Origin of the sequence: Aeromonas sp. SG16 (assembly GCF_024436135.1) — a bacterium.
In the GTDB taxonomy this organism is placed as follows: Bacteria; Pseudomonadota; Gammaproteobacteria; order Enterobacterales; family Aeromonadaceae; genus Aeromonas; species Aeromonas jandaei.
The window spans coordinates 959,881-976,619 of the sequence record NZ_JANFNW010000001.1 but is presented as its reverse complement, the minus strand read 5'-3'; the positions used below and the strand labels follow the sequence as shown (position 1 = coordinate 976,619).

General features: G+C 60.4%; 19 protein-coding genes. 14 read left to right on the top strand and 5 right to left on the bottom strand.

Annotation, left to right across the window (positions count from 1 at the left end):
- Window positions 1–68 precede the first annotated feature (68 nt).
- The 13 genes from NOM67_RS04370 (at window position 69) to NOM67_RS04310 (ending at window position 12,529) form a co-directional block, all read left to right on the top strand.
- Window positions 69–257 carry a hypothetical protein gene (locus NOM67_RS04370; RefSeq protein ID WP_033113872.1) on the top strand — a complete coding sequence of 63 codons (189 nt, stop codon included), beginning with the start codon at window positions 69–71 and terminating at the stop codon, window positions 255–257.
- 194 nt (window positions 258–451) lie between these two features.
- On the top strand, window positions 452–727 hold the full coding sequence (locus tag NOM67_RS04365) for a hypothetical protein (RefSeq protein ID WP_255934168.1): 276 nt from the start codon (window positions 452–454) through the stop codon (window positions 725–727).
- Between the two features lie 753 nt (window positions 728–1,480).
- Window positions 1,481–2,614, top strand: coding sequence for a hydrogenase 2 small subunit (hybO, locus tag NOM67_RS04360; RefSeq protein ID WP_255934166.1), 1,134 nt, complete (start codon window positions 1,481–1,483; stop codon window positions 2,612–2,614).
- Window positions 2,615–2,616: 2 nt separating this feature from the next.
- Entirely contained in the window at window positions 2,617–3,657 is a 1,041-nt protein-coding gene (gene hybA, locus NOM67_RS04355; protein WP_042053843.1) for a hydrogenase 2 operon protein HybA, read from the top strand.
- Window positions 3,650–4,837, top strand: a complete 1,188-nt coding sequence (hybB, locus tag NOM67_RS04350) for a Ni/Fe-hydrogenase cytochrome b subunit (RefSeq protein ID WP_208736281.1) — start codon at window positions 3,650–3,652, stop codon at window positions 4,835–4,837. The genes hybA and hybB overlap by 8 nt, the downstream gene beginning before the upstream one ends.
- The gene (gene hybC / locus NOM67_RS04345; RefSeq protein ID WP_208736282.1) at window positions 4,834–6,537 is read left to right on the top strand and encodes a hydrogenase 2 large subunit; all 1,704 of its coding nucleotides are present in this window, start codon (window positions 4,834–4,836) and stop codon (window positions 6,535–6,537) included. Before hybB ends, hybC begins: the two co-directional genes overlap by 4 nt.
- The gene (locus tag NOM67_RS04340) at window positions 6,537–7,067 is read left to right on the top strand and encodes a HyaD/HybD family hydrogenase maturation endopeptidase (RefSeq protein ID WP_208736283.1); all 531 of its coding nucleotides are present in this window, start codon (window positions 6,537–6,539) and stop codon (window positions 7,065–7,067) included. Before hybC ends, NOM67_RS04340 begins: the two co-directional genes overlap by 1 nt.
- Window positions 7,049–7,564 carry a hydrogenase-2 assembly chaperone gene (hybE, locus tag NOM67_RS04335; protein ID WP_208736284.1) on the top strand — a complete coding sequence of 172 codons (516 nt, stop codon included), beginning with the start codon at window positions 7,049–7,051 and terminating at the stop codon, window positions 7,562–7,564. Before NOM67_RS04340 ends, hybE begins: the two co-directional genes overlap by 19 nt.
- A gap of 131 nt (window positions 7,565–7,695) precedes the next feature.
- Window positions 7,696–9,306, top strand: a complete 1,611-nt coding sequence (locus NOM67_RS04330; protein ID WP_255934160.1) for an ABC transporter substrate-binding protein — start codon at window positions 7,696–7,698, stop codon at window positions 9,304–9,306.
- The gene (locus tag NOM67_RS04325) at window positions 9,291–10,301 is read left to right on the top strand and encodes an ABC transporter permease (RefSeq protein WP_255934159.1); all 1,011 of its coding nucleotides are present in this window, start codon (window positions 9,291–9,293) and stop codon (window positions 10,299–10,301) included. Before NOM67_RS04330 ends, NOM67_RS04325 begins: the two co-directional genes overlap by 16 nt.
- A complete protein-coding gene (locus tag NOM67_RS04320) occupies window positions 10,291–11,106 on the top strand; it encodes an ABC transporter permease (RefSeq protein ID WP_058059092.1) in 816 nt (271 codons plus the stop codon). Before NOM67_RS04325 ends, NOM67_RS04320 begins: the two co-directional genes overlap by 11 nt.
- Complete coding sequence (locus NOM67_RS04315; RefSeq protein ID WP_156852662.1) at window positions 11,100–11,888, top strand: ATP-binding cassette domain-containing protein; 789 nt, start codon at window positions 11,100–11,102, stop codon at window positions 11,886–11,888. The genes NOM67_RS04320 and NOM67_RS04315 overlap by 7 nt, the downstream gene beginning before the upstream one ends.
- Window positions 11,888–12,529: an ATP-binding cassette domain-containing protein gene (locus NOM67_RS04310; RefSeq protein WP_156852663.1), complete on the top strand. Its 642-nt coding sequence runs from the start codon at window positions 11,888–11,890 to the stop codon at window positions 12,527–12,529. The genes NOM67_RS04315 and NOM67_RS04310 overlap by 1 nt, the downstream gene beginning before the upstream one ends.
- Window positions 12,530–12,871: 342 nt before the next feature.
- Here NOM67_RS04310 and hypB read toward each other — a convergent pair whose 3' ends face one another.
- On the bottom strand, window positions 12,872–13,744 hold the full coding sequence (gene hypB, locus NOM67_RS04305; protein ID WP_370689157.1) for a hydrogenase nickel incorporation protein HypB: 873 nt from the start codon (window positions 13,742–13,744) through the stop codon (window positions 12,872–12,874).
- Here hypB and NOM67_RS04300 point away from each other — a divergent pair.
- Entirely contained in the window at window positions 13,625–13,987 is a 363-nt protein-coding gene (locus tag NOM67_RS04300) for a hypothetical protein (RefSeq protein ID WP_370689135.1), read from the top strand. The two genes, hypB and NOM67_RS04300, sit on opposite strands and share 120 nt — an antisense overlap.
- Here NOM67_RS04300 and hypA read toward each other — a convergent pair.
- From hypA to NOM67_RS04280, 4 genes are all read right to left on the bottom strand, one after another.
- Window positions 13,965–14,306: a hydrogenase maturation nickel metallochaperone HypA gene (hypA, locus tag NOM67_RS04295; RefSeq protein ID WP_156852665.1), complete on the bottom strand. Its 342-nt coding sequence runs from the start codon at window positions 14,304–14,306 to the stop codon at window positions 13,965–13,967. The genes NOM67_RS04300 and hypA overlap by 23 nt on opposite strands.
- Before the next feature lie 69 nt (window positions 14,307–14,375).
- Window positions 14,376–15,380, bottom strand: a complete 1,005-nt coding sequence (gene hypE, locus NOM67_RS04290) for a hydrogenase expression/formation protein HypE (RefSeq protein WP_255934153.1) — start codon at window positions 15,378–15,380, stop codon at window positions 14,376–14,378.
- On the bottom strand, window positions 15,377–16,489 hold the full coding sequence (gene hypD / locus NOM67_RS04285) for a hydrogenase formation protein HypD (protein WP_255934151.1): 1,113 nt from the start codon (window positions 16,487–16,489) through the stop codon (window positions 15,377–15,379). Before hypD ends, hypE begins: the two co-directional genes overlap by 4 nt.
- The gene (locus NOM67_RS04280) at window positions 16,483–16,734 is read right to left on the bottom strand and encodes a HypC/HybG/HupF family hydrogenase formation chaperone (protein ID WP_043819819.1); all 252 of its coding nucleotides are present in this window, start codon (window positions 16,732–16,734) and stop codon (window positions 16,483–16,485) included. The genes hypD and NOM67_RS04280 overlap by 7 nt, the downstream gene beginning before the upstream one ends.
- Between the last annotated feature and the right edge of the window lie 5 nt (window positions 16,735–16,739).

Here is a 16,739-nt window from a genome sequence, read left to right as displayed (position 1 = left end):
TTCGTCGTGCCCGGTCGTAGGATGAAGTCATGGAGAACGGCTCCATTACCCTAATAAGGAAAGTGACCATGAAAAAGATCATCCCCCTGGCAGTTGCTGCAGTTTTCGCCCTGACCTCTGGTTTCACCATGGCAGCTACCCCGACCAAGGCTGCAGCACCGCAAGCGACTCAAACCAAAGTCGTGAAAAAACAGCATCATAAAACCAAGCATCATGCCAAAGCTCCGGCAGCCAAAGCTGCACCGGCAACCAAGTAAGATGTTGGCTCCTGCAGAGTCACCAAGACCGCAAGCACGAGTAAAGAGTTTGGTGGTAGTGAAGTAAGCGGAGAGTTGTAATAACAAGGGAGGCTGATGCTTCCCTTTCATATGTTTGTGAAACCGGCAGAAGATCATGCCAGGCCGCTTTTCTGTATCTATATCCATTCTGTAACGCTCATGCATATCCTCTGATGTTTCATCATCTTCAATCTGTTCCACTGCTACTGTCGCCAGCTTTAGGTTATCCCGCGCTTGCCGTCTCCTCCGGTTGCGTTGCAGGATTTCCTCAGCGCATTCGGGAGCAAACTGCCGCAGGAGCCGCCGCAAAATGGCTACATGGTCAACACTACGGCATAAATGAGCGGATTTTGATCAGCCAAGCCAGGGGCATCATTACCCTGGCTTTTCTTTTATCGACTTTTATCTTTCTTGGTCCGCCTCAAGCGAGACCTTGTAAACAAGAATAAATATCATTTTATAGTATTTATGCTCATATTTACGTGCTGGTTAATTAACGTGGGTGACGCCAAGGTAAATATGGTGATGGATGTATTGTTAACAACTGCAACTGTTTTTTTGGCTTGTTCTATAAAAAGGCATTGCCAAGCCGATATCATTATCGAGACCAGTCGAATCAGTTTGGGTTTTTAAATGAATAGGAATGCATTGTTGTGCGTAAAGTGATCCAGCGAAGATATATTATCAAGTTGGGTTGGTGTCGTTTATAGAAATTGCCCTGCCGAAAAGGTATCACCCATGATGCACTCGATTAACCTGTTGCTGTGCTACTTGGAGAACCACTCAAAGCCGCCTCCGTGTTGGGATCGTGGGGTCTATGACAACTGGCGATGGCAGAGATGTATGCAAGAACGTGAGTAAAGGTATATGGCATAAGGTATTTTTAACTTCGACTTCCCGTTTGCTGCATCCTCTTGTTATCTCTTGAACTATGCATGTGGCAGCGTGTATTGCATGAATCGAAAATGCCGCGCTGGATCGCCTCATGATTAATTAAATTATATTCAATTAAAAACTTTAAATTCATGAAAGCATGATTATCCCTTTGGGGGTAAATGTTATTGTTTGTGATATGACGCGCCCTGTAAATAGGTTCAATTCCTGTGGAATTGATAGAGATCAATACTGAGGGGTAGGTGAGTCCTTAGCATTTCCGCTGTTAAGCATTTATCAGACAAGTGCTCACTACGGGAATAAGAAGAATGGTCGAGGATAATTTTTTATCGGCTCATGGGATTAATCGCCGTGATTTTATGAAATTGTGTGCCGGGATGGCCGCAACCCTGGGATTAAGTCAGAATGCCGTCGCCAAGATGGCCACTGCGCTCACCAGCCCCGAGCGGCCGCCGGTGATCTGGATAGGGGCACAGGAGTGCACCGGCTGTACCGAGTCGCTGCTGCGGGCCACGCACCCCACCATCGAGAACCTGATCCTCAATACTATCTCCCTCGAATACCATGAGGTGCTCTCGGCAGCATTTGGCCATCAGGCTGAAGAGAACAAGCACAACGCCATGACCCGCTACAAGGGCAAGTATGTGCTGGTAGTTGATGGCTCCATTCCGCTCAAAGATGGCGGCATCTACTGCATGGTGGCCGGTGAGCCCATCGTCGACCATATTCGCCGCGCGGCTGCCGATGCGGCTGCCGTCATTGCCATCGGCTCCTGTGCCGCCTGGGGCGGCGTCCCCGCCAGTGGCGGTAACCCGACCGGCGCTGTTAGCCTTGAAGAGGCGCTCGGCAATATTGGCACTCCCATCATCAATATCCCGGGCTGCCCGCCCAATCCCCACAACTTCCTTACTACGGTCGCCTACTACATCACCTACGGCAAGCTGCCGGCGCTCGATGCCAAGAATCGCCCGCTGTTTGCCTATGAGCGGCTCATCCACGAAAACTGCGAGCGCCGTCCGCACTTTGACGCAGGTCGCTTTGCCAAGGAGTTCGGTGACGAAGGCCACCGTCAGGGCTGGTGTCTCTATCATCTGGGCTGCAAGGGGCCGGAGACCTACGGCAACTGCTCGACCCTGGAGTTTTGTGATATCGGTGGTGGCATCTGGCCCGTTGGTATCGGTCATCCCTGCTACGGCTGCAACGAGCAGGGGGTCGGCTTCAGCAAGGGGATCTTCCAGCTCGCCAAGGTTGAGAATCCGACCCCGCGGGTCAATAAGCCCGATGTAGCCATTCAGGAAGGGGGTCATATCTCTCCCACTTCCACCGCGCTGATCGGTGGTGCCCTCGGGGTGCTGGTCGGGGTGAGTCTGATGACGGTGCGTGAACTCGGTCGCCAGCAGAAGTGCCATGAAGCCGGGCAGCATCCGTCACGGGAGGAGTAACCGTGAACAGACGCAACTTCCTCAAATTTGCCTCCGTCGGCGCGCTGGCAGCCGGGGCCACTGTGCCCGGCACAGCCCTGGCGGCGGCCAAAAACAAGCCACCCATTCCCGGTGCGCTTGGCATGCTCTACGACTCCACCCTCTGTGTCGGTTGTCAGGCCTGCGTGGCGGAGTGCCAGCGCCTTAACGGCAACCCGGCCAATCCGGCGGGCGAGCAGACCTGGTCCAACAACGACAAGCTGAGCCCCTACACCAACAACATCATTCAGGTGTGGAAGAGCGGCGCGGGCGAGCACAAGGATCAGCTGGTGGATGGCTACGCCTACATCAAGAAGCAGTGCATGCACTGCGTCGATCCCAACTGTGTTTCCGTCTGCCCGGTGCAGGCCCTTAAAAAAGATCCCAAGACCGGCATCGTTCACTACGACCCGAGCGTCTGTACCGGTTGCCGTTACTGCATGGTGGGCTGCCCGTTCGACGTGCCCAAATATGACTACGACAACCCGTTCGGGGCGATCCACAAGTGCGAGCTCTGCAACCAGAAGGGGCTTGAACGGATTGATCAGGGCAAGTTGCCCGGCTGTGTCGAGGTGTGCCCGACCGGCGCCGTCATCTTCGGCACCCGGGAGGAGCTGATGGCCGAGGCCAGGCGTCGCCTGCTGGCCACCCCGGGCAGCGAATATGCCTATCCGCGCCAGACTCTCAAGGCCAACGACCCCTACCTGCACGAGGTGCCCAACTACCAGCCTTACGTCTATGGCGAGAAGGAGGGGGGCGGCACCCAAGTGCTGGTGCTGGCCGGGGTGCCCTACACCAAGCTCGATATGCCCGATCTGCCTGAGCTCTCATCCGGGGCTCGATCTGAGCATATCCAGCACACCCTCTACAAGGGGATGGTGCTGCCCATGGTGGTGCTGACCGGTCTCTCCGTGCTTATCCGTCGCAACACCAAGAACGGTCACGATCATCACGATGGTCACGATCAGGGCAAGGGGACGTCGGTCGATCAAGGCAAACAACAGGGGGGCAAGGATCATGAGTAACCACAAGGCACATCCCCTTGGCGGCAAGCTGGTCAGCTGGCCGGTGCTGGTGCTGGCACCCTTTGCGGTGCTGTGCGGCATGCTTATTCTCAAGCGCCTCATCTTCGGGCTGGGCTCGGTGACCGATCTGAACGGGGGTTATCCCTGGGGTCTCTGGATCTCTTTTGACCTCTTGATCGGCACCGGTTTCGCCTGCGGTGGCTGGGCGCTGGCCTGGGCGGTTTACGTCTTCAACCGGGGCGAGTATCACCCGCTGGTGCGACCGGCCCTGCTGGCGAGCCTGTTCGGCTACTCGCTGGGCGGTCTCTCCATCACCATCGACGTCGGCCGTTACTGGAACCTGCCGTACTTCTACCTGCCCGGTCACTTCAACACCTCCTCGGTGCTGTTCGAGACGGCGGTCTGCATGACGATCTATATCGGGGTGATGGCGCTGGAGTTTGCGCCCGTGCTCTTGGAGAAGTTCGGCTGGAAAACTTCCATGGCGCGGCTCAACAAGATCATGTTCTTCATTCTGGCGCTGGGGGCACTGCTGCCCACCATGCACCAATCCTCGATGGGCTCGTTGATGATAGTTGCGGGGGAGAAGATCCATCCGCTCTGGCAAAGCTACGAGCTGCTGCCGGTCTTTTCGCTTCTGACCGCATTCATCATGGGCTTTTCCATCGTGGTGTTTGAGGGCTCTTTGGTGCAGGCGGGATTGGCGGGGCGTGGCCCCAACGAGAAACCGCTCTTCTACAAACTGACCCAGGTGATCGACATCTTCCTGATCCTGTTTGTGGCGCTGCGCTTTGCCGAGATCGTCATCCACGACAAGTCGGAGTACCTCTCCGAGTTCAACCGCTACTCCATTCTGTTCTGGAGCGAGATCGCGCTGATGATCTTCCCGCTGCTGGTGTTCCACTGGGACAAGAGCCGCCGGGACTCGCGCATGCTCTTTCTGGGGGCTCTCAGCATGCTGCTGGGGGCAGCCCTCTGGCGACTGGATTACTCCCTGCTCGCCTTCAACCCCGGCAATGGCTACCACTACTTCCCCTCCGCGACGGAGGTGCTGATCTCCCTTGGCTTTGTTGCCATCGAAGTGTGTGCCTATTTGCTGCTGATCCGGCTGTTGCCGGTACTGCCATCACTTGAACGTGTTCACCAAGATTATCAGGCCCGAGGGAAAGCCAACGTATGAGCCAACGTATCACCATAGACCCCATCACCCGCATCGAGGGTCACCTGCGTATCGACTGTGAAATCGAAGGCGGCGTTGTCACCAAGGCCTGGTCGTCTGGCACCATGTGGCGCGGGATGGAGGAGATCGTCAAGGGCAATGACCCGCGCGATGCCTGGATGATAGTGCAGCGTATCTGCGGGGTATGTACCTCCATTCACGCCATCGCCTCGGTGCGGGCGGTGGAGAACGCCATCGGCGCCAAGGTGCCGGTCAACGCCCAGTACATCCGCAACCTCATCATCGCAGCCCACAACATCCACGATCACATAGTCCACTTCTACCAGCTTTCCGCGCTGGACTGGGTGGACATCACCGCGGCCCTTGAGGCCAATCCGCAAAAAGCGGCGGACATGCTCAAGGGGGTATCGACCTGGTCCCTCAACAGTGCCGACGAGCTGACCAAGGTGCAGGATAAAATCCGCGCGTTGGTAGCCAGCGGCCAGCTCGGCATCTTTGCCAACGGCTACTGGGGTCACAAGGCGATGAAGCTGAGCCCGGAGGTGAACCTCATCGCCGTGGCCCACTACCTGCAGGCACTGGAGTGCCAGCGCGATGCCAACCGTATCGTCGCCATTCTCGGCGGCAAGACCCCCCACATCCAGAACTTGGCGGTGGGCGGCGTGGCCAACCCCATCAACCTGGATGCACCGAGCGTGCTCAACCTGGAGCGGCTGCTCTACGTGAAGAGCTTTATCGATCGGCTCGGCGAGTTTATCGAGCAGGTCTACAAGGTAGATGCCGCCATCATTGCCGCCCACTACCCCGAGTGGTTGAATCTGGGGCAGGGGGCCAAGCACTACCTGAGCGTGCCGGAGCTCCCCACCGACGCCAACGGCGGCAGCTTCCTGATGCCGGGCGGCTATATCGAGAATGGCAATCTGGCGGGTTATCGCCCCATCGAGAGCCATCAGGATGGCTGGCTGATGGACGGCATCGCCGAGAGCAACAAGCACGCTTGGTACAAGGATGACGAGCCCCTCAAACCCTGGGAGGGCAAGACCGAGCCCGATTACACCGGCTGGCAGGATGACGGCAAGTACTCCTGGGTCAAGTCGCCCACCTTCTACGGCAAGGTGGTGGAGGTGGGTCCGCTCGCAGACTTGCTTGTGAAACTGGCCGCCAAGCACCCGGAGACGGTGGCGCACTTCGACCAGCTCAACGGCCTCTACAAGGCGCTGACCGGCTCTGCCATCAAGACTGAACAGCTGCACTCCACCATGGGTCGCATCATCGGTCGCGCGGTGCGCTGCTGCGTGCTCAAAGATACCCTGTCACATCAGTGGAAGGCGCTGGTGGACAACATCGGCAAGGGGGATACCACCGCCTATATCAAGGCCGAGATCCCGGCGGACAAAGAGTTTCGCGGGGTGGGCTTTGAAGAGGCGCCGCGTGGCATGCTCTCCCACTGGATCGTCATCAAGGATGGCAAGATCGAGAACTATCAGGCGGTGGTGCCATCGACCTGGAACTCGGGCCCGCGCAACTTCAACGATGAACCCGGCCCCTACGAGCAATCGCTGGTAGGCACCCCGGTAGCCGATCCGGCCAAGCCGCTGGAAGTGGTGCGTACCGTCCACTCGTTCGACCCCTGCATGTCCTGCGCTGTGCATGTGGTGGATACCCAAAATGGTGAAACGACTCAGGTGAAGGTGCTGTGATGAACACCTTGATCCTGGGCGTGGGCAACCTGCTCTTGAGTGACGAGGCCGTCGGCGTGCGCATCGTTGAGGGGCTGGGGCGCGAATACCGTTTCGCCCCCGGCATCGAGCTGCTCGACGGCGGTACCGCCGGCATGGAGTTGCTCGAAGCGATGGCCAGTCGCGATCACATCATTCTGGTGGATGCGGTGCGCAGCGGTAATCCGCCGGGCACCGTCGTGACCCTGAAGGATGAGGAGATCCCGACCCTGTTTGGTCGCAAGATATCCCCCCATCAGCTGGGGCTGGCGGATGTGCTCTCGGCGCTGCACATGACGGGGGAGTCGCCCAAGCGGCTCACCCTGATCGGGGTCGAGCCTGAATCCCTCGAACCCCGCATCGGCCTCACCCCCGTGGTGGCGGCTGCCATGGGAGAGGCGACGGATCGGATTTTGACCCTGCTGGCTGCCGTTGGTGCGCCCGCCATTCCGCTCTCTGAGCAGGAGAAAGCTGAACAAGAGCAGGAGGGCCTATGGCGCAGTCTCATTTAAGCGAGCTTGATGCTGCGCAGGAGTTTGCCGGTTTTGCCAGCAATCCCGCGCCTCTGCTGGTAGCCCAGTTCGAGCGGATCGCTCGTGAAGAGATGCAGGCGTTGCCTTTCTATCACGCCACCATGCCCATTGTGGCGGAGTGCACGTTGTTTGAAGGTCAGTGGCTCGGCTGTGTGCTCACCCCTTGGATGCTGAGCGTGGTGGTGTTGCCGGGGCCGGATCAGCTTTGGCCGGTGCGCAGCAACAGCGATCGGCTCGCCCTGCAGCTCCCCTGCGGCAACATGACCTTTATGGTGGGTGAATTGCCCGAAAGTGGTCAGCTGTTGTCCTGCTCCCTGATGTCGCCGCTCGATCCCCATCTCGGGGCCGGGGAGGGGCGAGCGCTGGTGAGCAGCACCCTCAAGATGCTGCTCTCCTTGCCGGTGCAGCAAGGGGCTGGCGGTGTGGATCTGGGTCGCAGACGGCTATTCGGTGCCCGGCGTGCTCAACCGGCATAGTCGCTAGGTTTCACGCGAAATCAAGTTTAGAATAGGGGGCCATTTTGGCCCCTCACTCCCATGTTCAGACACGCATTCCACCTCTTTTTTGAGTGATGATCCGTGAGTGGTACAAAACAAGAAGGATCCCCATGACTGTTCCACGCAATTCCCTTCGCCATTACTGTGGCACCAGTGCTGCCGCCCTGTTGACTCTGCTGCTGGGCACTGCCTCTCACGCGGCGCTGGCCGCAGCCCAACCTGTGCCTGCCGAGCTCAAGCTCGCCATCGGAGCTGAACCCACCGAAGGGTTTGACCCTCTGCTTGGCTGGAGTCACGGCAGCTATCTGCTGCTGCACAGCCCGCTGCTCAAGCAAAACGCCGACCTCAGCTGGCAGAACGTGCTCACCCAAACGGTGACTCCGAGCCAGGATGGCAAGGGGTGGCTTATCCGCCTCAAGCCGGATTTGAAATTCTCCAATGGCGCGCCGCTCACCGCCGAGGATGTGGCCTTCACCTACAACAACGCAGCCCAAGGCGGCGGCAAGATCGACATGGGCAACTTTGTCTCGGCCAAGGTGCTCTCACCCACCGAGGTTGCCATCACCCTGAGTGCCCCCCAGAGCACCTTTGTCAACGTGCTGGGATCCTTGGGGATAGTGTCGAAGCGGGATTACGATCCCAAGCGCTATGCCCGCGAGCCGGTCGGCGCCGGCCCTTACCGGCTGGTGAGCTTCCTGCCCGGTCAACAGCTGGTGGTGGAGGCAAACCCCTATTACGCCGGTGGCAACAATGACTTCAAACGGCTGGTGTTTGTCTTTATCGATGAAGAGAGCGCCTACGCCGCGGCCCAGAGTAGCCAGCTCGATGTGGTGCGCATTGCCCCGTCACTGGCGCCCACAGTCCCTCCCTCCCTCAAGCTGTGGGTGCGGCCGAGCGTGGAGAATCGCGGCATCGTCTTCCCCATTCCGCCGGCGGGTGGCAAGGATGCCAAGGGTTATCCCATCGGCAACGACGTGACCTCGGACGTGGCGGTGCGCCGCGCCATCAACTACGCCATCGATCGCAAGCTGCTGGCCGATCAGCTGCTGGAAGGACATGCCATCCCCGCCTACAGCGCGGTGGAAGGTTTGCCCTGGCTGAACAAAGCCACCGCCTTCAAGGATGGCGATGCTGCCCACGCCAATGCCCTGCTCGACGAAGCGGGCTGGAAGATGGGCAGTGACGGCATTCGCCACAAGGGCTCCCTGCGCGCCGCCTTTACCCTCTGGTACACCAGTGGCGACAGCACCCGCCGGGATCTTGCGGAAGCGGTGCGCGCCATGCTCAAACCCATCGGCCTCGAGGTGAGCCTCAAGTCCGGCAGCTGGGAGCAGGTGGAGCGGGAGATGCACGCCAATCCGGTGCTGATGGGATGGGGGAGTCTGGATCCCATGGAGCTCTATCACCACTACCAGAGCGGCTCCGGTGGCGTGGAGTTCTACAATCCAGGCTACTACAGCAACCCTGTGGTGGATGGCCACCTCAAGCAGGCGCTGGATGCCCCGAACTGGCAGGCGGCCGTGCCGTTCTGGCAGCAGGTGGAGTGGGATGGTAAAACGGGCGCCGGAGTGCAGGGAGATGCCGCCTGGGCCTGGCTGCTCAATGTGCAGCACACCTATCTCGCCAACCGCTGCATCGATCTTGGCAAGGGGGCGCCGGAAATCCACGGTAGCTGGTCCCTGCTCAACAACCTGCAGGATTGGCGGTGGACGTGCCGTTAAGTTCGCCCTTGAGTCACTCCGGTTATCTGTTGCTAAAAGCCCTGCTGCGTCTGGCAGGGCTGTTATGTCTGGTCTCGGTCGCCACCTTTGTGCTGCTGAGTTACTCCCCCATCGACCCCATCAAGGCCTATATCGGCAACGACCTGCTCCATGTGCCGCCGGAGCAGTACGCCCGCATAGCCGCCCGTTGGGGGCTGGATCAGCCGCTCTGGCTGCGCTACTGGCACTGGTTTACCCAGGTGCTGCGGGGGGATCTCGGTTACTCCATGCTCTACAACGCACCGGTGGGTGAAGTCATAGGCCAACGCTTTGCTGCCTCCTTCCTGCTGCTGGCGGGTGCCTGGCTGCTCTCCGGTTTTTTCGGGATTTTGCTGGGCCTCTGCGCCGGTCGCTATCTCAATCGCTGGCCCGATCGCCTGATTTGCCGTTTTGCCTACCTGCTCGCCTCCCTGCCCACCTTCTGGGTCGGCCTCTTGCTGCTCGCCCTGTTTGCGGTGCACTGGCCGCTACTGCCAGTCTGCTGCGCCTGGACGCCGGGGCTTGCTGCCGATGAGGCTGACTGGGCTATGCGAGCACGCCATCTGTTGCTGCCGGTGACCACGCTTGCCCTGCTCGGGGTGGGCAATATTGCCCTGCATACCCGGGGGCGGGTGGCCGAGGTGCTGGAGAGCGACTTTATCCGCTACGCCCGTGCTCAGGGGGATGGCGGCTGGCCCATGCTGCGTTTTCATGTGCTGCGCCACGCCCTGACCCCGGCGCTCTGCCTGCAGTTTGCCTCCCTTGGTGAGCTGATTGGCGGATCGCTCTTGGCCGAAAAGGTCTTCTCATACCCGGGGCTCGGCCAGGCCACTGTGGATGCGGGGCTCAGGGGGGATATTCCCTTGCTGATGGGAATCGTGCTCTTCTGCACCCTGCTGGTCTTTATTGGCAACACGGTGGCCAGTTTGCTGCTGGCCCGCATCAATCGGGGCTGGGAGGGTGAGCGTGCTGTTTAATCCGTTTCCCTCCATACTGCGGCTGGTTTTTGCCCTGCTCGGATTGGCGCTGCTGGCCACTTACGGCTGGAGCCTCTCTCATCAGGATGTGCCGATGGATCTGCTGGCGCGCCAGCAGCCTCCCTCGCTGACCCACTGGTTCGGCACCGATCAGATGGGGCGGGATCTCTGGTTGCGGGCCTTTCAGGGCACCCTCACCAGTCTGGAACTCGGCATCAGCACGGCGCTCTGCAGTGGCCTGCTGGCCATGGTGGCGGCAAGCGTGTCGCTCATTCACCCCAGATGTGATGCGGCGGTACGAATGGTGATCGACGCCATGCTGGCGCTGCCCCATATGCTGCTCTTGATCCTTATCTGCTTTACCGTGGGGGGCGGCATGCGCGGAGTGATCCTGGCGGTGGCACTCACCCACTGGCCCAAGTTGGCGCTGATCCTTTGCGCAGAAGCGCGGCGGATCGCCTGCAGCGACTATGTGGTGCTGGCCCGCTGTCAGGGGATGGGAGCGCTGCGTCGCTGGCGTACCCACCTGCTGCCGGGGCTGCTGCCCCAGTGGTTTATCGGGACTTTGCTGATGTTTCCCCATGCGGTACTGCACAGCGCGGCCTTGAGCTTTCTCGGTTTTGGTCTGGCGGCCCACGAGGCCTCGCTTGGTCTGCTGCTGGCCGATGCGTTGCGTTATCTTGCCGGTGGCGGCTGGTGGCTGGCCCTCTTCCCGGGACTGATGTTGCTGCTGCTGGTTCTGCTGTTTGATCAGGCTACCCGCGCCTTGCAACAGCTGTTGTGGCACAGGAGTGAACCATGCTGAGTTTTGATCAGGTGACCATAGAGGCGGCCCACTACTCCTGGCTGGGGCGGCGCAGCTGGCAGCCTTTGCTGACCGATATCAGCCTGCAACTGGCGCCAGGGGAGATAGTGGCGCTGGTGGGGGGGAGCGGTGAGGGCAAGAGCCTGTTGCTGCAAAGCGCCCTGACCCTGCTACCGGATAACCTGCGGATGCGCGGCAGCATCTCCCTTGATGGCACGCCTCTGTGCGATGCCAGCCGCGCCCGTCTGCGCGGTCACACCCTCTGCTATGTGCCACAGGGGGTAAGCGCCCTCAATCCATTGTTGACGGTGGAGCGTCAGCTGGAGCGTGCGGCACGTCTCTGCGGCCAGAATTGTTCTCGCGAGCGGCTCGGCGAGCAGCTGCTGCGCTACCAGCTGCCCGCGACCACCCTGGACAGGTACCCGCGCCAGCTCTCCGGCGGCATGGCCAAGCGCATTCTGGCCTGCTCTGCGGCGCTCGGCGGTGCCCGCTACATTCTGGCAGACGAGATCACCGCCTGGCTCGACGAGGGGCTGGCCTGTCTGCTGCTCGGCCAGTTGCGTGAATTGGCCAATCATGGCAGCGGTATCCTCTGGGTGACCCACGATCTGGCGCTGGCGGCCCGCTTTGCCGATCGCATTGTGGCGTTGCATCAGGGGCAGGTGAGCGATACCTTGAGCTGCCACCATCTGCGGCAGGGGCAGGGGAGCGAGATGCTCCGTGCCCACTGGCAGGCGCTGCCGGAGTTCAACGCGCTCTTCTCTGTGCCGGAGGTTTCCTGATGTTGGAAGTACGAAATCTCACGATCGCCCAGGGGGAACGTCCCCTCTGGCAGGGGTTATCACTGACGGTGAAAGCGGGCGAACGGCTCGGTATCTCCGCCCCGAGCGGTTATGGCAAGACCACGCTGGGGCGGGTATTGGCGAGTTGGCAACCGGTTGGGGCCGGCGGGCAGATCCTGCTGGATGGGCAGCCGGTGCCTGAAGAGGTCAAAGGCTATAACCCCATCCAGCTGGTGCCCCAGCACCCGGAACTCACCTTCAATCCCTATCGCACCACCGGGCAGGCGCTGTGGGATGTGTGGCGCCCCGATGACGCCATGCTGGCCCGCTTTATGGTCAAGCCTGAATGGCTCAGTCGTAAACCCGGCCAGCTCTCCGGCGGCGAGCTGGCCCGCATCGCGCTGTTGCGCGCCCTCGATCCCCGCACCCGACTACTGATTGCCGACGAGGTGACTGCCCAGCTGGATCCGCAAATCCAGCGCCAGCTCTGGCGGGAGTTGATGGTTGAATGCGAGCAGCGCGGGCTTGGCATGCTTGTCTTCAGTCACCAGCAGGCACTGCTGCGCCAGATCTGCCATCGGGTGCTGCGCTTTGGTGAGGTGCCTGCGGAGCAGGAGGCGATGGCCCGTAGCGTGGCCTGAGGATTGGCTTCCCCCTCATCCCCAGCCCTTCTCCCGCAAGGGGAGAAGGGAGCAGAAGGTGCCATCTCACCACGCTCGGGGTTTAGGGTTTGGAAAATCTCGGGGTTTAAGAATATGGCTGGTTGTTATGCTCGAAGCGCCCTGAGGGGTTTGAGGGCGTCGTATCGTCGCGGCATCCACAAACCGATTCCCTCTCCCTGGGGAGAGGGCCAGGGTGAGGGGACGCTGGCTAATCCGAACAGATAGCACGACCGACAAGGTTCATAGACAAAAGAGAGGGAGGCATCAGCCTCCCTCTCTTTTGCTATCCACCGTTGGTAACGGCATTTAACCGGTTCTGGTTCAGGCCGTGGCCAGCCAGTTAAGCCAGGCATCCATCCCTTCGCCTGTGGTGGCGCTGACCTGGATCACCTGAATATAGGGATTGACCCGTTTGGCGTTCTCGATGCAGCGGGCCACGTCAAAGCTGACGTAGGGCAGCAGATCGATCTTGTTGATCACCATCAGCTGGGCGGCGGCGAACATATCCGGATATTTCAGCGGCTTCTCTTCCCCCTCGGTGACGGAGAGGATCGCTACCTTGTACTTCTCGCCGAGATCGAAGCTGGCGGGGCAGACCAGATTGCCCACGTTCTCGATAAAGAGGATGCCCCCTTGATTGGCAGGCAGCTGGTGGCAGGCGTCGTGGACCATTTTGGCATCCAGATGGCAGCCCTTGCCGGTGTTGATCTGCACAGCAGGGACGCCGGTGGCACGAATGCGATCCGCATCGGCACTGGTCTGCTGATCCCCTTCGATCACCGCGCAAGGGCGCTTGTCGGCCAGCTGGCGCAGGGTTTCACACAGCAGGGTGGTCTTGCCTGAACCCGGGCTAGATACCAAGTTGAGCACCAGTTGGTCGGCAGTTGTGAAGTGCTCGCGGTTGTGGGCGGCCAGCGCGTTGTTCTTGGCCAGCACATCCATCTCGATGGCGATCAGCTGGCGCTGCCCCATACCGGGGACCGACAATCCCGCTTCCCCTTTGCCATAGTGCAGATCACCCTGCTGATGGTCATGGTCATGGTCATGGTCATGGTCATGGTCATGGTCATGGTCATGGTCATGATCATGGTCATGGCAGTGATCATGGGGATGCGTGTGGGAATGGCCGTGCTCATGAGATTGGGCATGATCATGATGATGGTCGTGGGGGTGATCATGACCCTCGTGGCTTATGGGAGCTCGCACCCCGTGGTAGTGGTGATGGACATCCCCCTGATGGTGATAGTGGTGGTGAATGATCAGGGTGCGCGGTGCGCTCTGCTCGTGATCATGATGGTGATGGGCGTCATGAGCATGATGATGGTCGTGCTCATGACCATGTTCATGGTGATGTTCATGATCGTGCTCATGGCCGGCGATCCGCGCCTGGCCGCATCCGCATACGCTACACATATCAACTTACCTCGATGTCGGTGATGCGCAGGCTATCACCCTGCGCGACTCGTAATTTGTACCCACCACACCCGGGGCAGGCCTGCCCGCGCTCGGTGAGGGTGACCGTCTGGTTGCAGTCGTAACACCAGGCCTCTGCCTCCTGGCGCTGAAAGTGCAGCTGGGCCCCTTCGACGGCGGTGCCTTTGGCGGCCGCCTCGAAACAGAAGGCAATCGTGTCCGGGTCGACGCAGGAGAAGCTGCCGACCTCGAGCCAGAGGGCGGTCACCTTGGTAAAGCCCCGCTGGGTGGCCTGCTCGGCCGCCAGATCGATGGCGGCCATGGCCAGAGACATTTCGTGCATGGTAGCTCCTTAACCGATATGGGGAGGAGCCGTGACTCCTCCCTGTAATTGACGGAACGGCATGGTTGCTCAACAGATCCGCGGCAGCAGCTCCCCTTGCGGCAGCTCCAGATAACGGCGGCTGCCCCAGGGGTTGTTGAGGATCACCTTGTGGCGATCGCTCGCCTGCACCACGCCGATCTGGCTGGCGGTGGGGTTGAATTGCCGCAAGATGCCCAGTGCGTCCTGTGCCTGTTTGGCAGGCAGGGCCAGCACCATGGTTCCCTCGTTGGCGAGATCATGGGGCTCGAAACCGTAGAGCTCACACAGGCCGCGCACCGGATCACACACCGGAATGGCGGACTCCTCCAGCTCGATGGCAACGCCGGAGGCGCTGCTCCACTCGTTGAGCACGGCGGCAAGGCCACCGCGGGTGGCGTCGCGCAGGGCGTGAGGGGTAATCCCCGCTTTTAGCAGCGCTTCTACCTGCGGCCAGAGGGTGGTGCAGTCGCTCTTGAGATCGGAGCCCAGTTGCAGGGCGTCACGGGCCATCAGGATGCAGGCGCCGTGGCTGCCGATATCCCGCGACACCAGAATGGCGTCACCGGCCTTGAGGTTGCGTACCGAGATGCCCCGGCTCTGTTCAGGCAGCGGGAAGGTGCCGACCCCGCTGGTGTTGATAAAGATCTTGTCGGCCGCCCCCTTGGGCACTACCTTGGTGTCGCCGCAGACGATGCGGGCGCCGCTGTTGGCAAGCTCGGCCGCCATCGACTCGACGATGCGGGCCAGATCGGTGTAGGGGAACCCCTCCTCGATGATAAAGCTGGCGCTCAGATACTCGGGTTTGGCCCCCATCATGGCGAGATCGTTGACCGTACCGGCGATGGCCAGCTTGCCGATATCGCCCCCCTCGAAGAAGAGCGGCGAGACGGTAAAGCTGTCGGTGGTAAAGGCGACGGGGCCGCTCACCGGCAGCAGGGCGGCATCTTCACCGCGCAGCAGGATCTCGTTGCCAAAGTGGCGAAAGAAGAGTTGATTGATCAGCTGGTTCATCTCCACACCGCCGCCGCCGTGGCTTAACTGAATTTCTCTCATTGGATCCCCATATATCGGTAGTAGGCATTGCAGGCCCCTTCGGAGCTGACCATGCAGCTGCCCATGGGCTGGGTCGGGGTGCAGCCCCGGCCAAAGACTTTGCACTGGTTTGGCTTGGCCAGGCCGCGCAAGATATCGGCGCACTGGCACGCCTTGTGGTCATCGATGGGAGTCTGATTAAGCGCAAAGTGACGCTCCGCATCGCGCTTGGCAAAGGCATCGCGCAGGCGCAGGGCGGAGGCGTTGATATCCCCCAGACCTCGCCAGCGAAAGTGCTCGCGGGTCTCGAAAAAGCGCTCGACCAGCCGCTGGGCGGCTTTATTGCCACTGGCGGTGACGGCGCGGCTGTATTGCACCTCCAGCGCGTAGCGACCCTCCACCTTCTGGCGCACCATCATCAAGAGCGCCTCCATCACATCCACTGGTTCGAAGCCACTCACCACCACCGGCACCTGATAGCGATCGACGATAGGCAGGTAGATATCGGCGCCGGTGATGACGCTGACGTGGGAGGGGCCGATAAAGGCGTTCACCTTGGCCACCCCATCGGCCATCACCGCATGAATGGCGGGGGGCACCAGCACATGGTTGATATGAAACAGCAGATTCTCGACCTTTTGCTCTTCAGCTGCAGCCAGCAAGGCGGCTGTCATCGGGGTGGAAGTCTCGAAGCCGATGGCGAAGAAGACCACGGTTTTGTCCGGGTTCTCTTTGGCGATGCGCAAGGCATCGAGGGGGTCATAGACCGGACGGATATCGCTCCCTTTGGCCCGTTGCTGGGCCAGCGTGCCTTTGGATCCCGGCACCCGGATCATGTCCCCCAACGTCACAAGAATGACGTTGGGCTGGCTCGCCAGCTCGATGGCCTGATCGATGCGCTCTTTTGGCATGATGCAAACCGGGCAGCCGGGGCCGTGGACAAACTCGATGCTGGCGGGCAGCAGTTGGTGCAGGCCGTACTTCATGATGGTGTGGGTATGGCCGCCACACACCTCCATCACCCGCAGCGGTTCGGGCAGATCTTTGGCCAGTTCATTAATTTGGGCGGCGAGGGCGCGGATCACCTCGGGCTGGCGAAAGCCCTGAAACAGGTCATTGAGGGTCAGCATGGCAAAATATCCTGTTTGGGCATCAGGGCCACCATCTGGCGGAAGCTCTCGAGGCTGGCCTGCGCCTCCTCTTCGTCAATCTTGCTCATCACAAAGCCGATATGGAGCAGCACATAGTCGCCAATGTTGAGAGGCTCTTCGAGCAGCATGCAGCTGACGCGCCGCTGCACTCCCAGGGTATCGACGGTGACGCAGTTGTCTTCGGGGTGCAGCTGCACCACCTGAGAGGGGATGGATAGACACATGAATT